The 18,299-nt window shown below is 73.1% G+C and carries 14 protein-coding genes and 2 pseudogenes; 10 read left to right on the forward strand and 6 right to left on the reverse strand.

From position 1 onward, the window contains the following. Nucleotides 1-150 precede the first annotated feature (150 nt). Complete coding sequence (locus tag ACH4ZX_RS32720) at nt 151-1,083, reverse strand: Ppx/GppA phosphatase family protein (protein ID WP_360745188.1); 933 nt, start codon at nt 1,081-1,083, stop codon at nt 151-153. Between the two features lie 71 nt (nt 1,084-1,154). On the opposite strand from ACH4ZX_RS32720, the gene ACH4ZX_RS32725 reads away from it, so the two are divergent. After that, a complete protein-coding gene (locus ACH4ZX_RS32725) occupies nt 1,155-2,066 on the forward strand; it encodes a hypothetical protein (RefSeq protein ID WP_398280780.1) in 912 nt (303 codons plus the stop codon). Nucleotides 2,067-2,101: 35 nt separating this feature from the next. Here ACH4ZX_RS32725 and ACH4ZX_RS32730 read toward each other — a convergent pair whose 3' ends face one another. Then, nucleotides 2,102-3,853, reverse strand: coding sequence for a hypothetical protein (locus ACH4ZX_RS32730; RefSeq protein ID WP_398280783.1), 1,752 nt, complete (start codon nt 3,851-3,853; stop codon nt 2,102-2,104). Nucleotides 3,854-4,003: 150 nt separating this feature from the next. On the opposite strand from ACH4ZX_RS32730, the gene radA reads away from it, so the two are divergent. Both radA and disA read left to right on the forward strand, forming a co-directional pair. Further along, nucleotides 4,004-5,413, forward strand: coding sequence for a DNA repair protein RadA (gene radA, locus ACH4ZX_RS32735; protein WP_398280786.1), 1,410 nt, complete (start codon nt 4,004-4,006; stop codon nt 5,411-5,413). A gap of 80 nt (nt 5,414-5,493) precedes the next feature. Next, nucleotides 5,494-6,618, forward strand: a complete 1,125-nt coding sequence (gene disA, locus ACH4ZX_RS32740) for a DNA integrity scanning diadenylate cyclase DisA (protein ID WP_324785531.1) — start codon at nt 5,494-5,496, stop codon at nt 6,616-6,618. A gap of 774 nt (nt 6,619-7,392) precedes the next feature. Here the strand turns inward: disA and ACH4ZX_RS32745 are convergent. Beyond that, complete coding sequence (locus ACH4ZX_RS32745; protein WP_398280790.1) at nt 7,393-8,253, reverse strand: hypothetical protein; 861 nt, start codon at nt 8,251-8,253, stop codon at nt 7,393-7,395. Nucleotides 8,254-8,404: 151 nt separating this feature from the next. Between ACH4ZX_RS32745 and ACH4ZX_RS32750 the strand changes: the two genes are divergently transcribed. The 5 genes and pseudogenes from ACH4ZX_RS32750 (at nt 8,405) to cseC (ending at nt 13,044) form a co-directional block, all read left to right on the forward strand. Next, nucleotides 8,405-9,316 (forward strand): A/G-specific adenine glycosylase, encoded by a 912-nt coding sequence (locus tag ACH4ZX_RS32750; RefSeq protein WP_398280793.1) that lies wholly within the window; start codon nt 8,405-8,407, stop codon nt 9,314-9,316. A 222-nt stretch (nt 9,317-9,538) separates the two neighbouring features. Beyond that, nucleotides 9,539-10,078 (forward strand): SigE family RNA polymerase sigma factor, encoded by a 540-nt coding sequence (locus ACH4ZX_RS32755; protein ID WP_360745210.1) that lies wholly within the window; start codon nt 9,539-9,541, stop codon nt 10,076-10,078. A gap of 258 nt (nt 10,079-10,336) precedes the next feature. Beyond that, a pseudogene (locus ACH4ZX_RS32760) lies at nt 10,337-10,903 on the forward strand (hypothetical protein); the annotation flags it as partial. A gap of 96 nt (nt 10,904-10,999) precedes the next feature. Beyond that, entirely contained in the window at nt 11,000-11,695 is a 696-nt protein-coding gene (gene cseB, locus ACH4ZX_RS32765) for a two-component system response regulator CseB (RefSeq protein ID WP_398280797.1), read from the forward strand. 17 nt (nt 11,696-11,712) lie between these two features. Next, nucleotides 11,713-13,044: a two-component system sensor histidine kinase CseC gene (gene cseC, locus ACH4ZX_RS32770; RefSeq protein ID WP_398280800.1), complete on the forward strand. Its 1,332-nt coding sequence runs from the start codon at nt 11,713-11,715 to the stop codon at nt 13,042-13,044. Between the two features lie 353 nt (nt 13,045-13,397). Here the strand turns inward: cseC and ACH4ZX_RS32775 are convergent. Then, nucleotides 13,398-13,745 (reverse strand): annotated as a pseudogene (locus ACH4ZX_RS32775) (helix-turn-helix transcriptional regulator); the annotation flags it as partial. Nucleotides 13,746-13,977: 232 nt separating this feature from the next. After that, nucleotides 13,978-15,567, reverse strand: a complete 1,590-nt coding sequence (locus tag ACH4ZX_RS32780) for an MDR family MFS transporter (protein ID WP_398280803.1) — start codon at nt 15,565-15,567, stop codon at nt 13,978-13,980. A gap of 117 nt (nt 15,568-15,684) precedes the next feature. Here ACH4ZX_RS32780 and ACH4ZX_RS32785 point away from each other — a divergent pair, with 117 nt between their 5' ends. Then, nucleotides 15,685-16,281 (forward strand): TetR/AcrR family transcriptional regulator, encoded by a 597-nt coding sequence (locus ACH4ZX_RS32785; protein WP_398280806.1) that lies wholly within the window; start codon nt 15,685-15,687, stop codon nt 16,279-16,281. A gap of 68 nt (nt 16,282-16,349) precedes the next feature. Here the strand turns inward: ACH4ZX_RS32785 and ACH4ZX_RS32790 are convergent, their stop codons facing one another. Further along, nucleotides 16,350-16,952, reverse strand: a complete 603-nt coding sequence (locus tag ACH4ZX_RS32790; protein WP_398280809.1) for a M23 family metallopeptidase — start codon at nt 16,950-16,952, stop codon at nt 16,350-16,352. A 531-nt stretch (nt 16,953-17,483) separates the two neighbouring features. On the opposite strand from ACH4ZX_RS32790, the gene ACH4ZX_RS32795 reads away from it, so the two are divergent. Further along, on the forward strand, nt 17,484-18,101 hold the full coding sequence (locus ACH4ZX_RS32795; RefSeq protein WP_398280812.1) for an HAD family acid phosphatase: 618 nt from the start codon (nt 17,484-17,486) through the stop codon (nt 18,099-18,101). Nucleotides 18,102-18,299: the final 198 nt, after the last annotated feature.

The raw sequence follows: 18,299 nt of genomic DNA on the forward strand, positions 1-18,299 counted from the left end.
CGCCGGTACGGGTCCGCCGGGCCCCGCCGGTACGGTCCGCCGGGGCCCCGCCAGTGTGGGTCCGCCGGGCCCCGCCGGTACGGTCCGCCGGGGCCCCGCCGGTACGGTCCGCGGGGGCTCGCCGGTGCCGCTCGGCGCCCCCGCGGGAGGTCACGCCGATCCCATGTGGTCGAGCCTGCGCAGGATCACTCCCTCCCTGAGCGCCCACGGGCATATCTCCACCGACTCCGCGCCGAGCAGGTCCATCACGCCCTCGGCCACCAGCGCCCCGGCGAGCAGCTGGCCCGCGCGGCCCTCCGAGACGCCGGGCAGCTCGGCCCGCTGGGCGGTGGTCATGCCGGCCAGGCGCGGGACCCAGGCCTCCAGGGACTCCCGCTTCAGCTCGCGCTGGACGTAGAGGCCGTCGGTGGAGCGGGCGGCACCGGCTATGCGGGCGAGCTGCTTGAAGGTCTTGGAGGTGGCGACGACGTGGTCGGGGGCGCCGAAGCGGCTGAACTCGCCGACCGTGCGGGCGATCTCGGCCCGCACATGGCGGCGCAGCGCCCGCACCGCCTCCGGGGCGGGCGGGTCGCCGGGCAGCCGGGCGGCGGTCAGCCGGCCCGCGCCCAGCGGCAGCGAGACGGCCGCGTCGGGCTGCTCGTCGATGCCGTAGGCGATCTCCAGGGAGCCGCCGCCGATGTCGAGGACGAGCAGCTTCCCCGCCGACCAGCCGAACCAGCGGCGGGCGGCGAGGAAGGTCAGCCGGGCCTCCTCGGCGCCGGCGAGGACCTGCAGCTCGACGCCGGTCTCGCGCTTCACCCGCGCGAGGACCTCGTCGGCGTTGCTGGCCTCGCGCACGGCGGAGGTCGCGAACGGCAGGAGATCCTCCACGCCCTTGTCCTCGGCGGCCTGCAGCGCGTCATGGATGACGGCGATCAGCTTGTCGACCCCTTCGGGGCCGATGGCCCCGTCCTCGTCGAGGAGTTGGGCCAGGCGCAGCTCCGCCTTGTGCGAGTGCGCGGGTAGCGGGCACGCGCCCGGGTGCGCATCCACCACCAGCAGATGCACCGTGTTCGATCCCACGTCGAGGACACCGAGTCTCATGTACGGAACGCTACTGCCACCTGGGCGGTCCTCGGTCCCCGAGGCCGCCGCGAGCGCCGTACCCTGGTCGGGTGCCAAAGACGAAAAAGGCAAAGGCCGACAAGTCGGCAGCGGGAGCCGGGTCCGCCGCGGATTCCGCCGTCGCTCCGCGGGTGAGGTCGCCGAAGAAGTCGCGCAAGGTCCGGGAGGCGGACGAGAAGGGCCTCGACTTCGCGCGCGCGTGGGTGGAGTTCCCTGATCCGGCGGACGACGAGCAGGTCTTCCGGTGTGATCTGACCTGGCTGACCTCGCGCTGGAACTGCATCTTCGGCAGCGGCTGCCAGGGGATCCAGGAGGGCCGCGCGGAGGACGGCTGCTGCACGCTGGGCGCCCACTTCTCCGACGAGGACGACGAGAAGCGGGTCGCGGAGCACGCGGCGCGGCTGACTCCGGAGATCTGGCAGCACCACGCCGAGGGCACCCGGAACGGCTGGGTGTCCGAGGACGAGGACGGCGACCGGCAGACCCGCCCCTACCAGGGCTCCTGCATCTTCCAGAACCGGCCCGGCTTCCCGGGCGGCGCCGGCTGCTCGCTGCACATCCTGGCCCTGCGCGAGGGCCGCGAGCCGCTGGAGACCAAGCCGGACGTGTGCTGGCAGCTGCCGATCCGGCGCACCTACGACTGGATCGACCGGCCCGACGACACGCGCGTGCTGCAGGTGTCGATCGGCGAGTACGACCGCCGGGGCTGGGGTCCGGGCGGCCACGACCTGCACTGGTGGTGCACGTCGGCGACCTCGGCGCACGGTGCGGGCGAGCCGGTGTACGTCTCCTACCGGGCGGAGCTGACCGAGCTGATGGGCAAGGCCGGGTACGACCGCCTGGTGGAGCTGTGCGAGGCGCGGCTGGCCTCGCGGCTGCCGTTGCTGGCACCGCATCCCGCGGATCCCTCAGACCCCGCGCATCCCGCGCATCCCGCGGACCCCACGGACCCCGTGGGCTGACCGCTCGGGACTGCGGAGAGGCCCTTGCCGGCCGGTCAGGACGCGGACGGGCTCGGGTCGCCGCCGGTGGGCGGCGGGGACGAGCCCGCCGGGTCGGACGGGGCGGATCCGCTGGGCGTGGGCTGCGGGGCGGGCGAAGAAGGCGGGTCGCTCGGGGTGGGGTCCGGGGGCGCCGAGGTGGCCGTCGGGGTCGGGCGGGGGCCGGACGGGGTCGGGGCGGCGGGACCGCTCGGACCCTGGTACGAGGGGCTGGGCGCGACGCCGCGGCCGTCGATGGTGACGACGGCGCCGGCCGGCGACACCGCCACCTGCGCCCGCCAGCTCCCCGCCGGCTCCCGCAACTGGTCGACGTGCACCCTGACGGTCACCGACTCGCCCGGCGCGAGGATGCCCGACGTCCGGCTCAGGTACAGCCAGGGCGCCCCGGTCGTCGCGGACCAGCGCACCACGGAGCCGGTGGCGGTGAGGGTGATGAGGGTGGTGTCGCCGCTGGTGCGGGCCGACACCTCGATCTGCCCGGCGCCCTTGCGACCCGCGCCGGCCACACCGACGACCTCCGCGGAGACGTCCGTCCCGGCGCGCCCGCCGAAGCGGGGGTCCGGCCCGGCGTCCGCGTTGCCGGCGTTCTCGTAGCCGCCGCCCGCCCCCTCGCCGGCGGGCCGGCCGGGGCCGTGCCCCTCGTCGGCGCCGGTGGAGGCGCCGTCGGCTCCCCCACCGGCCGGCCCGCCGCGGTAGGCGACCCACAGGGCGAACACGGGCGCCGCGACGACCGTGGCGACGACGGTCGTGGTGACGGCACGCGTGCGCAGCCGGGCCCGGCGGGCGGCGCGGTCCCTGGGGTCCATCGGGAAGCCGCGCCGGTCGAACCGGGGCGCGGCGGCGCCACGCGCGCGTGGCGAGTGCGCCATGGCGGCGTGCAGGGCGGCGCGGGGCGCCGGGAGCACGTGCAGCTCGGCGGCGGGGGTGACGCTCGCGCCGGGCCAGCGGCCGGGGATCGCGCGCTCGGCGCCGCGGCGGCAGCGCGGGCAGTCGTCCACGTGCCGGACGAGCTCCTTGCGCAGGGCCGTGCTGAGCACCAGCCGGCCATCGCCGGTGAGCCGGGCCACGGTCGGGCAGGTGCCGGTCTCGACGACGGCGAGGGCGGCGCGGGTGCGCTCGACCTCGCAGGCGGCGGAGGCGAGCAGTTCGCGGGCGGCGGTGGGAGCCGTGCCGAGGACGGCGGCCACCTCGTGGGCGGCGAGGTGGTGACGCACGGCGAGTTCGAGGGCCTCGCGCTGCTCGGGGGTGGTGCCGGCGGCCTCCGGCCAGGCCAGCAGGGCGAGTTCGCGCCGCCTGGCCTGCTGGACGGCTTCGGGGACGGACGGGGCCGCGGGCTGCCGGGGACCCGCGGGGCGGCCCGCCGCGTGCGTGCTCTGACGTTTCTGCCTGGCCTCGGCGAGCTTGCGCAGGCACGCCCAGCGGGCCAGCGCGTACAGCCAGGCCCGCCGGTCCCCGGCCGCCTCGGGGCCGCGGCGGCGCTCGGCGAGGGCGAGGACGTCCCCCAGGGCGGCGGTCGCCGCGTCGTGGTCGCAGAGCACGGACAGGCAGTAGGTGAACAGCCCGTCGAGGTACGGCTCGTAGCGCGCGGGCGGTGCGGGCTGCGCAGGCGGCGCGGGCGGCCGTTTCGCGACCGTGCGCGCCGCGGCGCGGTCTCGCGCCTCCCGGCGCGCCCGGTCCGCACCGGTGACGCGGGGTGAGGTCTCCGCACCGGTGATGCGGGTGGAGGTCTCCGGACTGCTGCTCGTCATCCATGTGACCGTAGAGGCCGGAGACCAGGGGTTTCCTCCCCCTTGAGCACATTTAATCCATACGGGTGAAACGATCCCTCAAACGGGGACGGGCGGCCCCGCTTCCCCGGCGGGGGCGGCGTTGTCGGTGGCGGCGGTTACGGTTTGCGCATGGCTGCCCGTACCAAGACCACCAAGGACCGCCCCTCCTACCGCTGCACCGAGTGCGGCTGGCAGACGGCCAAGTGGCTCGGCCGCTGCCCCGAGTGCCAGGCCTGGGGGACGATCGAGGAGTACGGCGCGCCCGCCGTCCGGACGACGGCGCCGGGCCGCGTGACGACGTCCGCGCTGCCCATCGGCCAGGTCGACGGCCGTCAGGCCACCGCCCGCTCCACCGGCGTGCCCGAGCTCGACCGGGTGCTCGGCGGCGGGCTGGTGCCCGGCGCGGTGGTGCTGCTCGCGGGCGAGCCCGGCGTCGGCAAGTCGACGCTCCTGCTGGACGTGGCGGCGAAGTCGGCGAGCGAGGAGCACCGCACCCTCTACGTCACCGGTGAGGAGTCGGCGAGCCAGGTCAGGCTGCGCGCCGACCGCATCAAGGCGCTCGACGACCACCTGTATCTCGCCGCGGAGACCGATCTGGCGGCCGTGCTCGGCCACTTGGACGCGGTCAAGCCGTCGCTGCTGATCCTGGACTCGGTGCAGACGGTGGCCTCACCCGAGATCGACGGCGCCCCGGGCGGCATGGCGCAGGTGCGCGAGGTCGCCGGCGCCCTGATCCGCGCTTCCAAGGAACGCGGCATGTCCACGCTGCTGGTGGGCCACGTCACCAAGGACGGCGCCATCGCGGGCCCCCGCCTGCTGGAGCACCTGGTGGACGTCGTCCTGTCCTTCGAGGGCGACCGGCACGCGCGCCTGCGCCTGGTCCGCGGTGTCAAGAACCGGTACGGCGCCACGGACGAGGTCGGCTGCTTTGAACTGCACGACGAGGGCATCACGGGCCTCGCCGACCCGAGCGGGCTCTTCCTGACCCGGCGTGACGAACCCGTTCCGGGCACCTGCCTGACGGTCACCCTGGAGGGCCGCCGCCCGCTCGTCGCCGAGGTCCAGGCGCTCACCGTCGACTCGCAGATCCCCTCTCCGCGGCGCACCACCTCTGGTCTGGAGACCTCCCGCGTGTCCATGATGCTCGCCGTGCTGGAGCAGCGCGGCCGCATCAGCGCGCTCGGCAAGCGGGACATCTACTCCGCCACGGTCGGCGGGGTGAGGCTGTCGGAGCCCGCGGCCGACCTCGCCATCGCCCTCGCGCTGGCGTCGGCGGCGAGCGACACCCCGCTGCCGAAGAACCTCGTCGCGATCGGCGAGGTGGGCCTCGCGGGCGAGGTCAGACGGGTCACGGGCGTGCAGCGCCGGCTGTCCGAGGCGCACCGTCTGGGCTTCACGCACGCCCTGGTACCGGGCGACCCGGGCAAGATCCCTTCCGGCATGAAGGTGCTGGAAGTGGCCGACATAGGGGACGCCCTGCGGGTCCTTCCGCGCTCCCGTCGCCGAGACGCCCCACGGGAGGCGGAGGAGCGCCGGTAGACTTTGCCCTGGTCTCGCCCGTCCGTACGACCGAATGTGCGATACGGGAGCGCCCCAGAACCTGCGACCGGAGGAGTGCAGTGGCAGCCAACGACCGGGCAGCGGCTCCCGGAAAGTCCGGTGGGAGTGCCGGTTCCGATGGCCTGATGCGCGCCTCGCTGAGCGCCGTGGCTCCGGGCACCGCCCTGCGCGACGGCCTGGAGCGGGTGCTCCGCGGCAACACCGGCGGTCTCATCGTGCTGGGCTTCGACAAGACCGTCGAAGTCATGTGCACGGGCGGTTTCGTGCTGGACGTGGAGTTCACGGCCACGCGGCTGCGGGAGCTGTGCAAGCTGGACGGCGGCATCGTGCTGTCCTCGGACCTGTCGAAGATCCTGCGGGCGGGCGTGCAGTTCGTGCCCGACGCGACGATCCCCACGGAGGAGACCGGCACCCGGCACCGCACGGCGGACCGGGTCTCCAAGCAGGTCGGCTTCCCGGTGGTGTCCGTGTCCCAGTCGATGCGCCTGATCGCCCTGTACGTCGACGGGCAGCGCCGCGTCCTGGAGGACTCCGCGGCGATCCTGTCCCGCGCCAACCAGGCCCTGGCGACCCTGGAGCGCTACAAGCTCCGCCTGGACGAGGTCGCGGGGACGCTGTCGGCGCTGGAGATCGAGGACCTGGTGACGGTCCGTGATGTCTCGGCGGTGGCCCAGCGCCTGGAGATGGTGCGCCGCATCGCCACCGAAATCGCCGAATACGTGGTCGAACTGGGCACCGACGGGCGCCTGCTGGCCCTCCAGCTGGACGAGCTGATCGCCGGCGTGGAGCCCGAGCGTGAACTCGTCGTCCGGGACTACGTCCCCGAGCCCACCGCCAAGCGCTCCCGCACGGTCGACGAGGCCCTCTACGAACTCGACGCCCTCACCCACGCGGAGCTGCTCGAACTGTCCACGGTGGCCAAGGCGCTGGGGTACACCGGCTCTCCGGAGGCCCTCGACTCGGCGGTGTCCCCGCGCGGCTTCCGCCTCCTGGCCAAGGTCCCGCGGCTGCCCGGCGCGATCATCGACCGGCTCGTCGAGCACTTCGGCGGACTGCAGAAGCTGCTCGCCGCGAGCGTCGACGACCTCCAGACGGTGGACGGCGTGGGCGAGGCCCGCGCGCGGAGCGTGCGCGAGGGCCTGTCCCGCCTGGCGGAGTCCTCGATCCTCGAACGGTACGTCTGACCCCGGCCCACCGCCCCGGCCCACCACCGGCCTCAGCCGACCGTCACGGCCACCACCCCGGCCCACCGCCGGCCGCGACCGCCTCGGCCGACCGACGCCACGGGCCGACCGTCTCGGTCCGGCGCCCCGGCCCGCGGCCGCCTGCCGCCACCCCGGCCGACCACCATCGATCGACCGCCTCGGTCCACCGCCTTGGCCGACCACATCGGTCCACCGCCGCGATCGACCGCTTCAGTTCGCCGCCTCCGTCGACCGCCACTGCCCACCACCCCGACCCACCACCGGCGTCAGCCGACCGTCACGGCCCACCACCCCGGCCCACCGCCGGCCGCGACCGGCTCGATCGACCGCATCAGCCGACCGCTTCGGCCCACAGCCTCGGCCCACGGCCTCGGTCCACCGCTTCGGTCCACCGCCTCCGCCGACCGCCAGTGGCCAACCGGCTCGGCCCACCACCTCGGCCCACCACCTCGGCCGACCACCTGGGCCGACCACCTCGGTCCACCCGATTCGGTCCGCCGCCTCCGCCGACCGCCAGTGGCCAACCGGCTCGATCGACCGCATCAGCCGACCGCTTCGGCCCACCGCCCCGATCGACCGCTTCGGTCGACCACCTCCGCCGACCGCCACTGGCCGACCGGCTCGGCCCACCGCATAAGCCGACCGCCTCGATCGACCGGCTCGGTCCACCGCCTCGATCGGCCGACTCGGTCCTCCGTCAGTGGCCCGCCGACTCGGCCGGATGCCTCGGTCGTACCGCCGTGATCGGCCGTCTCAGGCGTCCTGTAGCACGAAGGACGTCTGTGCCTTCGTGAAGCCCGGTGCCTTGGCCTCCACCAGGTACGTCCCGGCCCCGGCCGACCCGGCCGGAGGGGTGGCGCACTTCGGAGCACTCGGCTTGCGGTCCCACTTCACGGTGTACGTGATGCTGCTGCCGGCCGGCGCCCGGAACACCAGGCTGCCGGAGCCCTTGGGGCAGTCGGCGGAGGACCAGTAGTCGTCGTCGCCGCCCGCCTTGGTGATCGTCAACACCGCGGCCCTGGGGCCGAGATCCACCTTGCAGTCGCTGCCGGAGGAGTTCGTCGCGGTCAGCAGGAGGGTGGGCGTCTGACCGGGCTCGTAGGCGTTGTGCAGGCTGCGCAGGCTCAACTTCACCGCGCTCGCGCCGCAGTCGGGCAGCGTCGAGCCGGCCGGGACCGTGTCGCCCGCACCGACGCCGGTGCCCAGGACCGCGTCCGAGCCGCCGCCCGTGCCGCCACCGGACCCGTCGGCGCCCCCGGAGCCGGACCCGGAACCGGAATCCGATCCGGACCCGCTCCCGGTCCCGGAGGAATCGCCACCGGAGTCCGAACTCCCGCCGGAACCGGACCCGTTGGAGTCTCCGCCGCTCGACTCGTCCCGCCCGCCCGGCGCTTGGCTGATGGCGGGGCCCGAACCCGACGGCCCGGCGGAGATCGTGGGCGCGGGAGTCCTGCCGTTCGCGCCGTCGTCGCTCTTCTTGCCGCCACCGTCGTCCGATGTGACGAACCAGGCGATCACCAGCGCCAACAGGGCGATCACGGACAGCAGTACGGCCCTCCGTCGCCAGTAGATGGAGGAGGGAAGCGGCCCGATCGGATTGCGCAGAGATCCCACGGCGCAAACTGTACGAGAGATCGGCACGTTAGCCTGCCCCACCCGCCGCTGGAGCCCCAACTTTTCCAGATCATCATCCCGGCACCGCGACGCACCCGTGTGCACCGCGCGACGGCCGAACCGCGGCGGGCCATGGCAGGATCGGAACGCCATGACTGCGCCCACGAACACTCCCCACAGCCAAGCCCCCGGCACGACGCTCCACGCCCCCGTCATCGCCTGGTTCGACGAGCACGCCCGCGACCTGCCGTGGCGTCGCCCGGAGGCCGGCGCCTGGGGCGTGATGGTCAGCGAGTTCATGCTGCAGCAGACGCCGGTGAGCCGTGTCCTGCCCGTCTACGAGCAGTGGCTGGCCCGCTGGCCCCGCCCCGCCGACCTCGCCAGGGAGGCCCCCGGCGAGGCCGTCCGCGCCTGGGGCCGGCTCGGCTACCCGCGCCGCGCCCTGCGCCTGCACGGCGCCGCGGTCGCCATAGCGGAACGGCACGGCGGCGACGTACCGACCGACCACGCCCAGCTGCTCGCGCTGCCCGGCATCGGCGAGTACACGGCCGCGGCCGTCGCCTCCTTCGCCTACGGCCAGCGGCACGCCGTCCTCGACACCAACGTCCGCCGGGTCTTCGCGCGCGCGGTCACCGGCGTGCAGTACCCGCCGAACGCCACCACCGCCGCCGAACGCAGGCTCGCGCGCGCCCTGTTGCCCGAGGACGAGCGCACCGCCGCCCGCTGGGCCGCCGCCTCCATGGAGCTGGGCGCGCTGATCTGCACGGCCAGGAACGAGAGCTGTCACCGCTGCCCGATCGCCGCGCAGTGCGCCTGGCGGCTGGCGGGCAAGCCCGAGCACGACGGCCCGCCGCGCCGCGGGCAGACGTACGCGGGCACGGACCGCCAGGTCCGCGGCAAGCTGCTGGCCGTGCTGCGCGAGGCGCACGCGCCCGTCCCGCAGACGGTGCTCGACCGCGTGTGGCACGAGCCGGTGCAGCGCGCACGGGCGCTGGACGGTCTCGTCGCGGACGGTCTCGTGGAACCGCTGCCCGGCGGTCTGTACCGGCTGCCGCTCTCCTGACCGAGCACCACATCGCATTGAACCGGGGCAATTCGGTGCGCCCGCTTCCCCCTTTCCTACTTCCGTTACACAACCGACGGACAGCTGATTGACAGTCGCGCGCTGCCTCGGACAGCGCCGTGACAACGCCTCCGTAGTTTCAACGGCGTACCGCGCACAGCGGTGCACACAGGGGAGCCGGCGGCGGGCGGGCCGGGAACGGGGAATCGGAGGCGGTTGATCATGGCGCAGGGCGAGGTGCTCGAGTTCGAGGAGTACGTCCGCACCCGGCAGGACGCGCTGCTGCGCAGCGCCCGCCGTCTGGTCCCGGACCCGGTGGACGCGCAGGACCTCCTCCAGACCGCGCTGGTGCGCACCTACGGCCGCTGGGAGGGCATCGCGGACAAGCGGCTCGCGGACGCCTACCTGCGCCGCGTGATGATCAACACCCGGACCGAGTGGTGGCGGGCGCGCAAGCTGGAGGAGGTGCCGACCGAGCAGCTGCCGGACGCCTCCGTCGACGACTCCACCGAGCAGCACGCGGACCGGGCGCTGCTGATGGACGTCATGAAGGTGCTCGCTCCCAAGCAGCGCAGTGTGGTCGTGCTGCGACACTGGGAGCAGATGTCCACGGAGGAGACGGCCGCCGCCCTCGGCATGTCGGCCGGAACGGTCAAGAGCACGCTGCACCGGGCGCTCGCCCGGCTCCGCGAGGAGCTGGAGCGGCGCGAGCTGGACGCGCGGGCCCTGGAGCGTGAGGAGCGGGAGCGTTGCGCGGTCTGACCGGCGCGGGGCCCACGGGCAGGTGGGCCGTGCAGGCGGGGGGGGGGGGGGGGGGGGGGGGGGCGCGCCCCCCCGGGGGGGGGGGGCGGGGGCCCCCCCCCGGGCGCCCCCCCCCCCCCCGGGGGGGGGGCCCCCCCCCCCCCGCCCGCCGCCCCCCCCCCGGGGCGGGGGGGGCGGCGGGGGGGGGGCCCCCCGCCCGGGGCCCCGCGGGGGGGGGGGGGGGGGGGGGGCCGCGGGGGGGGGGGCCCCCCCCCCCCCGCCCTCGCGCTTTTCGCCTCCGGCTGCGCCACCGGGGGCACCGGCGCCCGGGACGAGGGCCCGGCCCACGCCGACTCGGTGGCGCCCGCCACCAAGTCGGTCACCCCCCGCACCGTCGGGGCCACCGGGCGCGTGGACGGGGTCGAGCTGGTCAAGGACGACCCCCGGATCTCGGCGGAGGTCAGGCGCGAGCTGAAGCCGTGCGTCGGCGACGAGTACCCGGTCGACGTGTCGTACGGCGACCTGACCGGAGGTTCCGCGGCGGACGTCGTGGTGAACGTGCTGACCTGCGGCGACGCGGTCGGAGTCGGCTCGTACGTGTACCGCGAGGAACACGGGCGGTACGAGAACGTGTTCAAGGCCGAGGAGCCCCCGGTCTACGCGGAGATCGACCGCGGCGACCTGGTGGTGACCAAGCAGGTCTACGAGAAGGGCGATCCGGTGTCGAGCCCGTCCGGCGAGAACGTGATCACCTACCGCTGGATCTCGGGCCGCTTCGCCGAGCGGTACCGCACGCACAACGACTACAGCAGCGCCGTCGGGGGCGACCCCTCGTCGACGCCGTGAACCGCTCGGACCCCCACGACGATGTACCGGTGAACGCGCGGCACAATCACCGCGTCTCCTCAACAGAGACCCACGACACCGAGAACTGAGAGCGGGATGGCAGACCAGACCCACGTCCTGTTCGTCGAGGACGACGACGTCATCCGCGAGGCCACCCAGCTCGCCCTGGAGCGGGACGGCTTCGCGGTCACCGCGATGCCCGACGGACTGTCGGGGCTGGAGGCGTTCCGCGCCGACCGCCCCGACATCGCGCTTCTCGACGTCATGGTGCCCGGCCTCGACGGGGTGAGCCTGTGCCGCCGGATCCGGGACGAGTCGACGGTCCCCGTGATCATGCTGTCGGCGCGGGCGGACTCGATCGACGTCGTGCTGGGTCTGGAGGCGGGTGCCGACGACTACGTGACCAAGCCGTTCGACGGCGCCGTGCTGGTCGCGCGGATCCGGGCCGTGCTGCGCCGCTTCGGTCACGCCGGCGGCGGCGTCAAGGCCGGCGACGGGGTGACCGGCGGGGTGCTGACCTTCGGCGACCTGGAGGTCGACACCGAGGGGATGGAGGTGCGCCGGGCCGGGCAGCCGGTGGCGCTCACGCCGACCGAGATGCGGCTGCTGCTGGAGTTCTCCTCGGCGCCGGGCACAGTGCTGTCGCGCGACAAACTGCTGGAGCGGGTGTGGGACTACGGCTGGGGCGGGGACACGCGCGTGGTCGACGTGCACGTGCAGCGGCTGCGCACGAAGATCGGCCAGGACCGGATCGAGACGGTCCGCGGCTTCGGCTACAAGTTGAAGGCGTGAACGGGGACTCCAGGGACATGCGCGGCATCCTCCGGCGCCTCGGTACGGGCGCCGGCATCCGGACCGGCCTGCGGTGGAAGCTCAGTGCGGCCATCGCCCTGGTCGGCGCGCTGGTGGCGGTCGCGCTGAGCCTGGTCGTGCACAACGCGGCCCGGGTGTCGATGCTGGACAACGCGCGCGACCTCGCCGACGAGCGCGTCCAGATCGCCCAGCGCAACTACGAGCTGTCCAACCGGCCCAACTTCCCCAACGTCAAGATCGACGACCCGGAGCTGCCGCCGGCCCTGCGCGAGCGGGTCGAGCAGGGCCGGCGGGCGACCTACGTCAGCGAGCGGCCCAGGCGCGTGCCGGACATCTGGGCGGCCGTGCCGGTCAAGGACGGGCACGTGCTGTCGCTGCACACCGGGTTCACCGACCGCAGCATCGACATCCTGAACGACCTCGACCAGGCTCTGGTGATCGGTTCCATCGCCGTCGTCCTGGGCGGCAGCGCGCTCGGCGTGCTGATCGGGGGGCAGCTCTCGCGCCGGCTGCGCAAGGCGGCGGCCGCGGCGAACGAGGTCGCCAGGGGTGAGCCGGACGTCCGGGTGCGGGACGCGATCGGCGGGGTCGTACGCGACGAGACCGACGATCTGGCGAGAGCGGTGGACGCCATGGCGGACGCGCTGCAGCAGCGGCTGGAGGCCGAACGCCGGGTCACCGCCGACATCGCGCACGAGCTGCGCACCCCGGTCACCGGGCTGCTGACGGCGGCCGAACTGCTGCCTCCCGGCCGGCCGACCGAGCTGGTCCTGGACCGGGCGAAGGCCATGCGCACCCTCGTCGAGGACGTGCTGGAGGTGGCCCGCCTCGACGGCGCCTCCGAGCGGGCCGAGCTGCAGGACATCATGCTGGGCGACTTCGTCGCCCGGCGGGTGGCGGCCAAGGACCCGGACATCGAGGTGCGGGTGGTGCACGAGTCGGAGGTGACGACCGACCCGCGGCGCCTGGAGCGCGTGCTGTTCAACCTGCTCGCCAACGCCGCCCGGCACGGCAGGCCGCCCATCGAGGTCACCGTCGAGGGCCGGGTCATCCGGGTGCGCGACCACGGGCCCGGTTTCCCCGCCGACCTGCTCGCCGAGGGCCCGAGCCGCTTCCGCACCGGCAGCCGGGACCGGTCCGGCCAGGGGCACGGGCTGGGCCTGACGATCGCGGCGGGGCAGGCGCGGGTGCTGGGCGCCCGGCTGACGTTCCGCAACGTACGGCCGGCGGGGGCGCCGGACCACGTGCCGGCCGAGGGCGCGGTGGCGGTGCTGTGGCTGCCGGAACACGCACCCACGGACACCGGCAGCCACCCGATGCTGCCGTAGATCACCCCTGCCGGGCGGAGCCCTCACACGTCCGCCAGCAGCAGTTCCTCCCCTCTCGACGGCCGTACGCCGTCCGTCCGGCCCGCGAAATAGCGTTCCGTGAGTTCCTCCGCCGGCACGTGCCGGGTGTCGCGGAAACCGGCCTCCTCGGCGAGCGCCCGGATCTCCGGCGGCCCGAAGAAGCTGAGGAAGGGCGTGCCGGAGGCACGGGCGCCCTCCATCGCGGCCCGCAACTGCGGCCGTTCCTCCGGCTCGACGTCGTCCGGCGGCCGCAGGAAGGTCGTGACGAGCGTCGAGCCCGCGGCGAGCGCGGCCACCCGCCGGAAGGTGTCCGCGACGGCGTCCCGGGTGAGTATGAGGGCGGCGCCGCGTCCCCTGTGTCTCGTCCGGTACTCGCTGGGGGTCAGCCCGGTCCACGCCTTGAACCGGGTGGAGAACGTGCCCACGCTGCTGAAGCCGACCAGGTGGCAGATCTCGGTCACCGACAGGCCGACCGTGCGCAGCAGGTCCTCGGCGCGCTCCATGCGGCGGTGCGTCAGGTACTGGCCGGGCGTCTCGCCGTACGCCTCCTTGAAGGCCCGTACGAAGTGGTAGCGCGAATATCCGGCGTGCGCGGCGACCGCGTCCAGGTCCAGCGCGGAGTCGGACCAGTCACGGTCCATGGCGTCCTTCGCCAGCCGCAACTGCCGCATCTTGTCCATGGGGCCGATGGTGGCACGCGGGTCTGACACCGGGCCCGGCATCGGGCCCGGCACGCCTTCCCGGGCAGGGTGAGGACAGCCGAAGACCCCGGGGCGGACACGCGCCGGGGTCTTCAGGTCTGGATCAACGGGTCTGATTCAGTGGGCCTGGATCAGTGGGACTGGATCAGTGGGACTGGATCAGTGGGACTGGATCGGTGGGTCTGATCAGTCGGTCCGGTTCGGTGCGGGCTCACACGGCCTCGGCCAGCGGTGCGACCGGCTCCGTGCCGTCGGCCGGGCTCTCGCCCGCCTTCGGTCCCGCTCCCTTCAGCGGGACCTCCTTCACGAACAGGGCGGCCACCAGCACCACCACGGCGATCACGGAGCCCAGCAGGAACGCCGAGTGCGTGCCGGCGGACACCGCGTGCTGGTACGCCTCGCGGGCCGCGACCGGCAGCTTGGCCAGGCTCGCCGCGTCGAGCTGCGCGGACTGCTCGGTGATCTTCGATCCCAGCGCCCCGGCCCGCTCGGACATCACGTCCTGGACCCGGTTGTTGAACAGGGCGCCCATGATCGCGACGCCGAAGGAGGAACCGAGCGTGCGGAACAGGGTGGTCGAGGAGGACGCGACGCCCATGTCCCTCATCTGCACGCTGTTCTGCGCGACCAGCATGGTGATCTGCATCAGGCAGCCCATGCCCAGGCCCAGTACGGCCATGTACACGCCGGAGGTGAGGCGCGAGGTCCCGGTGTCCATCAGCGACAGCAGGTACAGCCCGGTGATCATCAGCACGCCGCCGGCGATCGGGAAGACCTTGTAGCGGCCGCTGCTGGTGGTGACCCGCCCGGCGACCATCGACGTCACCAGCATCGCGCCGAGCATCGGCAGGAGCAGCAGCCCGGAGTTGGTCGCGGACGCGCCCTGCACCGACTGCTGGTACAGCGGCAGGAAGAGGGTCGCGCCGAACATCACGAAGCCGGTGATGAAGCCGATGACGGACATCAGCGTGAAGTTGCGGCTGCGGAAGATGTGCAGCGGCACGACCGGCTCCGCGGCCTTGGTCTGCCAGAACACGAACCCGACGAGCGCGGCGACGCCGATCCCGATCAGCTCCATGATCCGCGCCGAGGTCCAGGCGTACTCCGTGCCGCCCCAGGTGGTGACGAGGACGATGGAGGTGATGCCGACGGTCAGCAGGCCGACACCGAGGTAGTCGATGCCCGCCTTCGACCGCTTCCTGGGCAGGTGCAGCACGGCGCTGATCAGGCCGAGGGCCACCACGCCGAGCGGCAGGTTGATGTAGAACGCCCAGCGCCAGCCCCAGTTGTCGGTGATGGTGCCGCCGACCAGCGGTCCGGCGATCATCGCGATCGCCATGATGCCGGCCATCATGCCCTGGTACTTGCCGCGCTCCCGCGGCGGGATCAGGTCGCCGATGATCGCCATGACGCCGACCATCAGACCGCCGGCGCCCAGGCCCTGGACCGCCCGGAAGCCGATCAGCTCGCCCATGTTCTGGGCCATGCCGCTGAGCGCGGACCCGATCAGGAAGATCACGATCGAGGTCATGAAGGTGGCCTTGCGGCCGTACATGTCACCGAGCTTGCCCCAGACCGGGGTCGCCGCCGCGGTCGCGAGGGTGTAGGCCGTCACCACCCACGACAGGTGCTGCAGTCCGCCGAGCTCGCCCACGATCGTCGGCATCGCGGTGCCCACGATCATGTTGTCGAGCATCGCGAGCATCATCGTGATCATCAGCGCGAAGAGGACGACCCGAACGCTCCTGGGTTTCTTCCCCGCCCCCGGGTCGGCCGTGTCGGCCTGCCGTGTGTCCGCCATCTTTTCCACTCCCCCAGAGCAACCGCTACTTACTTGCCGCCCGGCAAGTTGACTACAATCGTGAAGGTAGACCCGCAACTAGCCGGGCGTCAAGTAAGTATTCATCGGGGGACGAGGATGGGCGACACGATGGACGGCACCAAGCGGCAGCGCCGCGGCAACACCCGCCAGCGCATCCAGGACGTGGCCCTCGAACTCTTCGCCGAGCAGGGCTACGAGAAGACCTCGCTGCGCGAGATCGCCGAGCACCTGGACGTCACCAAGGCGGCGCTGTACTACCACTTCAAGACCAAGGAAGAGATCCTCGTCAGCATCTTCGAGGACCTCACCCACCCGATCGAGGAACTGATCGAGTGGGGCCGGCAGCAGCCCCGGACACTGGCCACCAAGCAGGAACTCATCCGCCGTTACAGCGAAGCGCTGACCGGGGCGTCCCGGTTCTTCCGCTTCATGCAGGAGAACCAGGCGACGGTGAAGGAACTGCGCATCGGCGAGATGCTCCGCGACCGCATGCTCGGCATCCGCGACATCCTCATGGATCCCGACGCCGAGCTGATCGACCAGGTGCGCTCCGTCAGCGCGATGTTCACGCTGCACGCCGGGATGCTCGTCCTCAACGACATCGAGGCCGACCCCGAGGAGAAGCGCAAGGCGGTCCTCGAGGTCGCCACGGACCTGGTCACGCGGGCCCACGAGGGGACGCACCCGTCATAGGCCCGCCCTGACGCTCCAAACGGCCCCGAACGGTCCCGGAAGGCCCCGAACACGGCCCTGAACGGTCCTCAGACGGTCACGCCCTTGGCGCGCAGGAACGCGACCGGGTCGACGGCCGACCCGTAGTTCGGGGTCGTACGGATCTCGAAGTGCAGGTGCGGGCCGCTGGAGTTGCCGGTGTTGCCGGAGCGCGCGATGTGCTGGCCGGTGGCGACGACCTGGCCGACCCGGACGTCTATGCGGGACAGGTGCGCGTACTGCGAGTACGTGCCGTTGCCGTGCCGGATGACGATGGCGTTGCCGTACGCGGGCCCGTCGCCGGCGCCGTTCCCGCCGGCCTTCACCACGGTGCCGCCGTGCGCGGCGACGACGTCCGTGCCGCTGGGCACGGCGAAGTCCTGCCCGCTGTGGGTGGACTGCCACATGCTGCCGGCCTGGTTGAAGCTCGCGGACAGCTTGTAGTTCTTCACGGGGTGGACCCAGGAGGCGGCCTTCTTGGCGGCGGCCTGGGCGGCGACGGTGCTTGCCGCGCCGGGGGCGGAGCCGGTGTCGGCGGCGACCGCGACCCCGGCCCCCAGCACGACCGACGCTCCGAGGCCGGCGGCCAGGACAGCCGCGCGGGTGCGCAGCAGGGACGTACGGGCGGAACGGGACGAGACAGACGTGGACATGGGACCCCTCGGGGGACGGCGGCAGAAAAAGGCCACCCGGCGCACGAGCGGCCGCCGGATGGGCGATTCATTGGTAACCCCCGGATCCGCGAAGCCCAAAAAACGCGATCTACGACGATCGCTAGTACTTCACCTCAAATGTTTTTCCTTCTTGACAGAACGCCCATGACGCATGAATCGCCCCATAAAGCGACATCCCGACCCACCCCTTGAGGGAAATGTTCTTTTTGTTCGTCGCGCCAGACCCACTAACCGCCCTAGTAACGGACAAATCGCCTGTGCGGCATGTCACCGGCGCGCGACCCCCGGCACCCCCGCGGCGTGACCGACGCCACCCGCCCCGGCGAACCGCGCCGAGCCGTGCCGAACCGTGCCGAGCCGCGCCGAGCCGGGACACGCTCGAGGCTTCATCCGGCGCACACCTCTTCCCACTTACCGCTCAGTAACCTTACGGTTCCCCTCGCGCCATCCGCGCCGACGAGCATGCACCCGACAACAGCAGCGTCACGGACGTGAGAGGAACCCCCACCCATGACAGGACGACGCCCCCTGGCCCGCCGCACCACCGTCACCGCGGTCGCCGCGGCCGCCCTGGTGGCCCTGGCCGCCCCCGCCGACGCCGCTACGGCCACCAGCACCGCGACCGCCGCCGGGGACGTCGACTACGCGACCTGGCAGCGGGACTGCCAGGCGGTGATGGACCAGGCCCTGCCGTACCTGAAGGCGCGCATCGCCGCCGCGAAGCCGGGCGAGAAGCAGGCGATCGTGTTCGACGTCGACAACACCACGCTGGAGACCGACTTCGGCTTCAGCTACCCGCAGCCGGCCAACAAGCCGGTCCTGGACGTCGCGAAGTACGCCCAGGAGCACGGCGTCTCCCTGTTCTTCGTGACGGCCCGCCCCGGCATCATCTACCTGCCCACCGAGTACAACCTCGAGTACGACGGCTACGACGTCTCCAGCCTCTACGTCCGCGGCCTGCTCGACCTCTTCAAGAACGTCGCCGCCTACAAGACCGCCCAGCGCGTCGCCATCGGGAACAAGGGCTACACGATCATCGCGAACATCGGCAACAGCGCCACCGACCTGTCGGGCGGCCATGCCGAGAAGACGTACAAGCTGCCGGACTACGACGGGCAGCTGTCGTAGTCGTACGGAGGCACGTGAGAGGGGGGGGGGGGCGGGCGGCCCCCCCCCCCCCCCCGGGGGGGTGGGGTTAGCCCACGTTGTCAGGGTTGGCCCCGGGCCCCCCGGCCCCCGACCGCCCTGGGGGGCGGCCACCCCGACAACCCTAACCCGCTGCCGCCATCCCCGGGGCAGCTGTCTTTGTGTTAGGGAGGCAGTTGG

This window comes from Streptomyces sp. NPDC020490, assembly GCF_044335305.1.
Lineage (GTDB): Bacteria > Actinomycetota > Actinomycetes > Streptomycetales > Streptomycetaceae > Streptomyces.

Bases quoted from the DNA above. Each gene is read 5' to 3' on its own strand.
- ACH4ZX_RS32790 (WP_398280809.1), bottom strand. From the start codon at position 16,952: ATGTCCACGTCTGTCTCGTCCCGTTCCGCCCGTACGTCCCTGCTGCGC.
- ACH4ZX_RS32750 (WP_398280793.1), top strand. From the start codon at position 8,405: ATGACTGCGCCCACGAACACTCCCCACAGCCAAGCCCCCGGCACGACG.
- cseC (WP_398280800.1), top strand. From the start codon at position 11,713: ATGCGCGGCATCCTCCGGCGCCTCGGTACGGGCGCCGGCATCCGGACC.
- cseB (WP_398280797.1), top strand. From the start codon at position 11,000: ATGGCAGACCAGACCCACGTCCTGTTCGTCGAGGACGACGACGTCATC.
- ACH4ZX_RS32785 (WP_398280806.1), top strand. From the start codon at position 15,685: ATGGGCGACACGATGGACGGCACCAAGCGGCAGCGCCGCGGCAACACC.
- ACH4ZX_RS32780 (WP_398280803.1), bottom strand. From the start codon at position 15,567: ATGGCGGACACACGGCAGGCCGACACGGCCGACCCGGGGGCGGGGAAG.
- radA (WP_398280786.1), top strand. From the start codon at position 4,004: ATGGCTGCCCGTACCAAGACCACCAAGGACCGCCCCTCCTACCGCTGC.
- ACH4ZX_RS32720 (WP_360745188.1), bottom strand. From the start codon at position 1,083: ATGAGACTCGGTGTCCTCGACGTGGGATCGAACACGGTGCATCTGCTG.
- ACH4ZX_RS32730 (WP_398280783.1), bottom strand. From the start codon at position 3,853: ATGACGAGCAGCAGTCCGGAGACCTCCACCCGCATCACCGGTGCGGAG.
- ACH4ZX_RS32795 (WP_398280812.1), top strand. From the start codon at position 17,484: ATGACAGGACGACGCCCCCTGGCCCGCCGCACCACCGTCACCGCGGTC.
- ACH4ZX_RS32755 (WP_360745210.1), top strand. From the start codon at position 9,539: ATGGCGCAGGGCGAGGTGCTCGAGTTCGAGGAGTACGTCCGCACCCGG.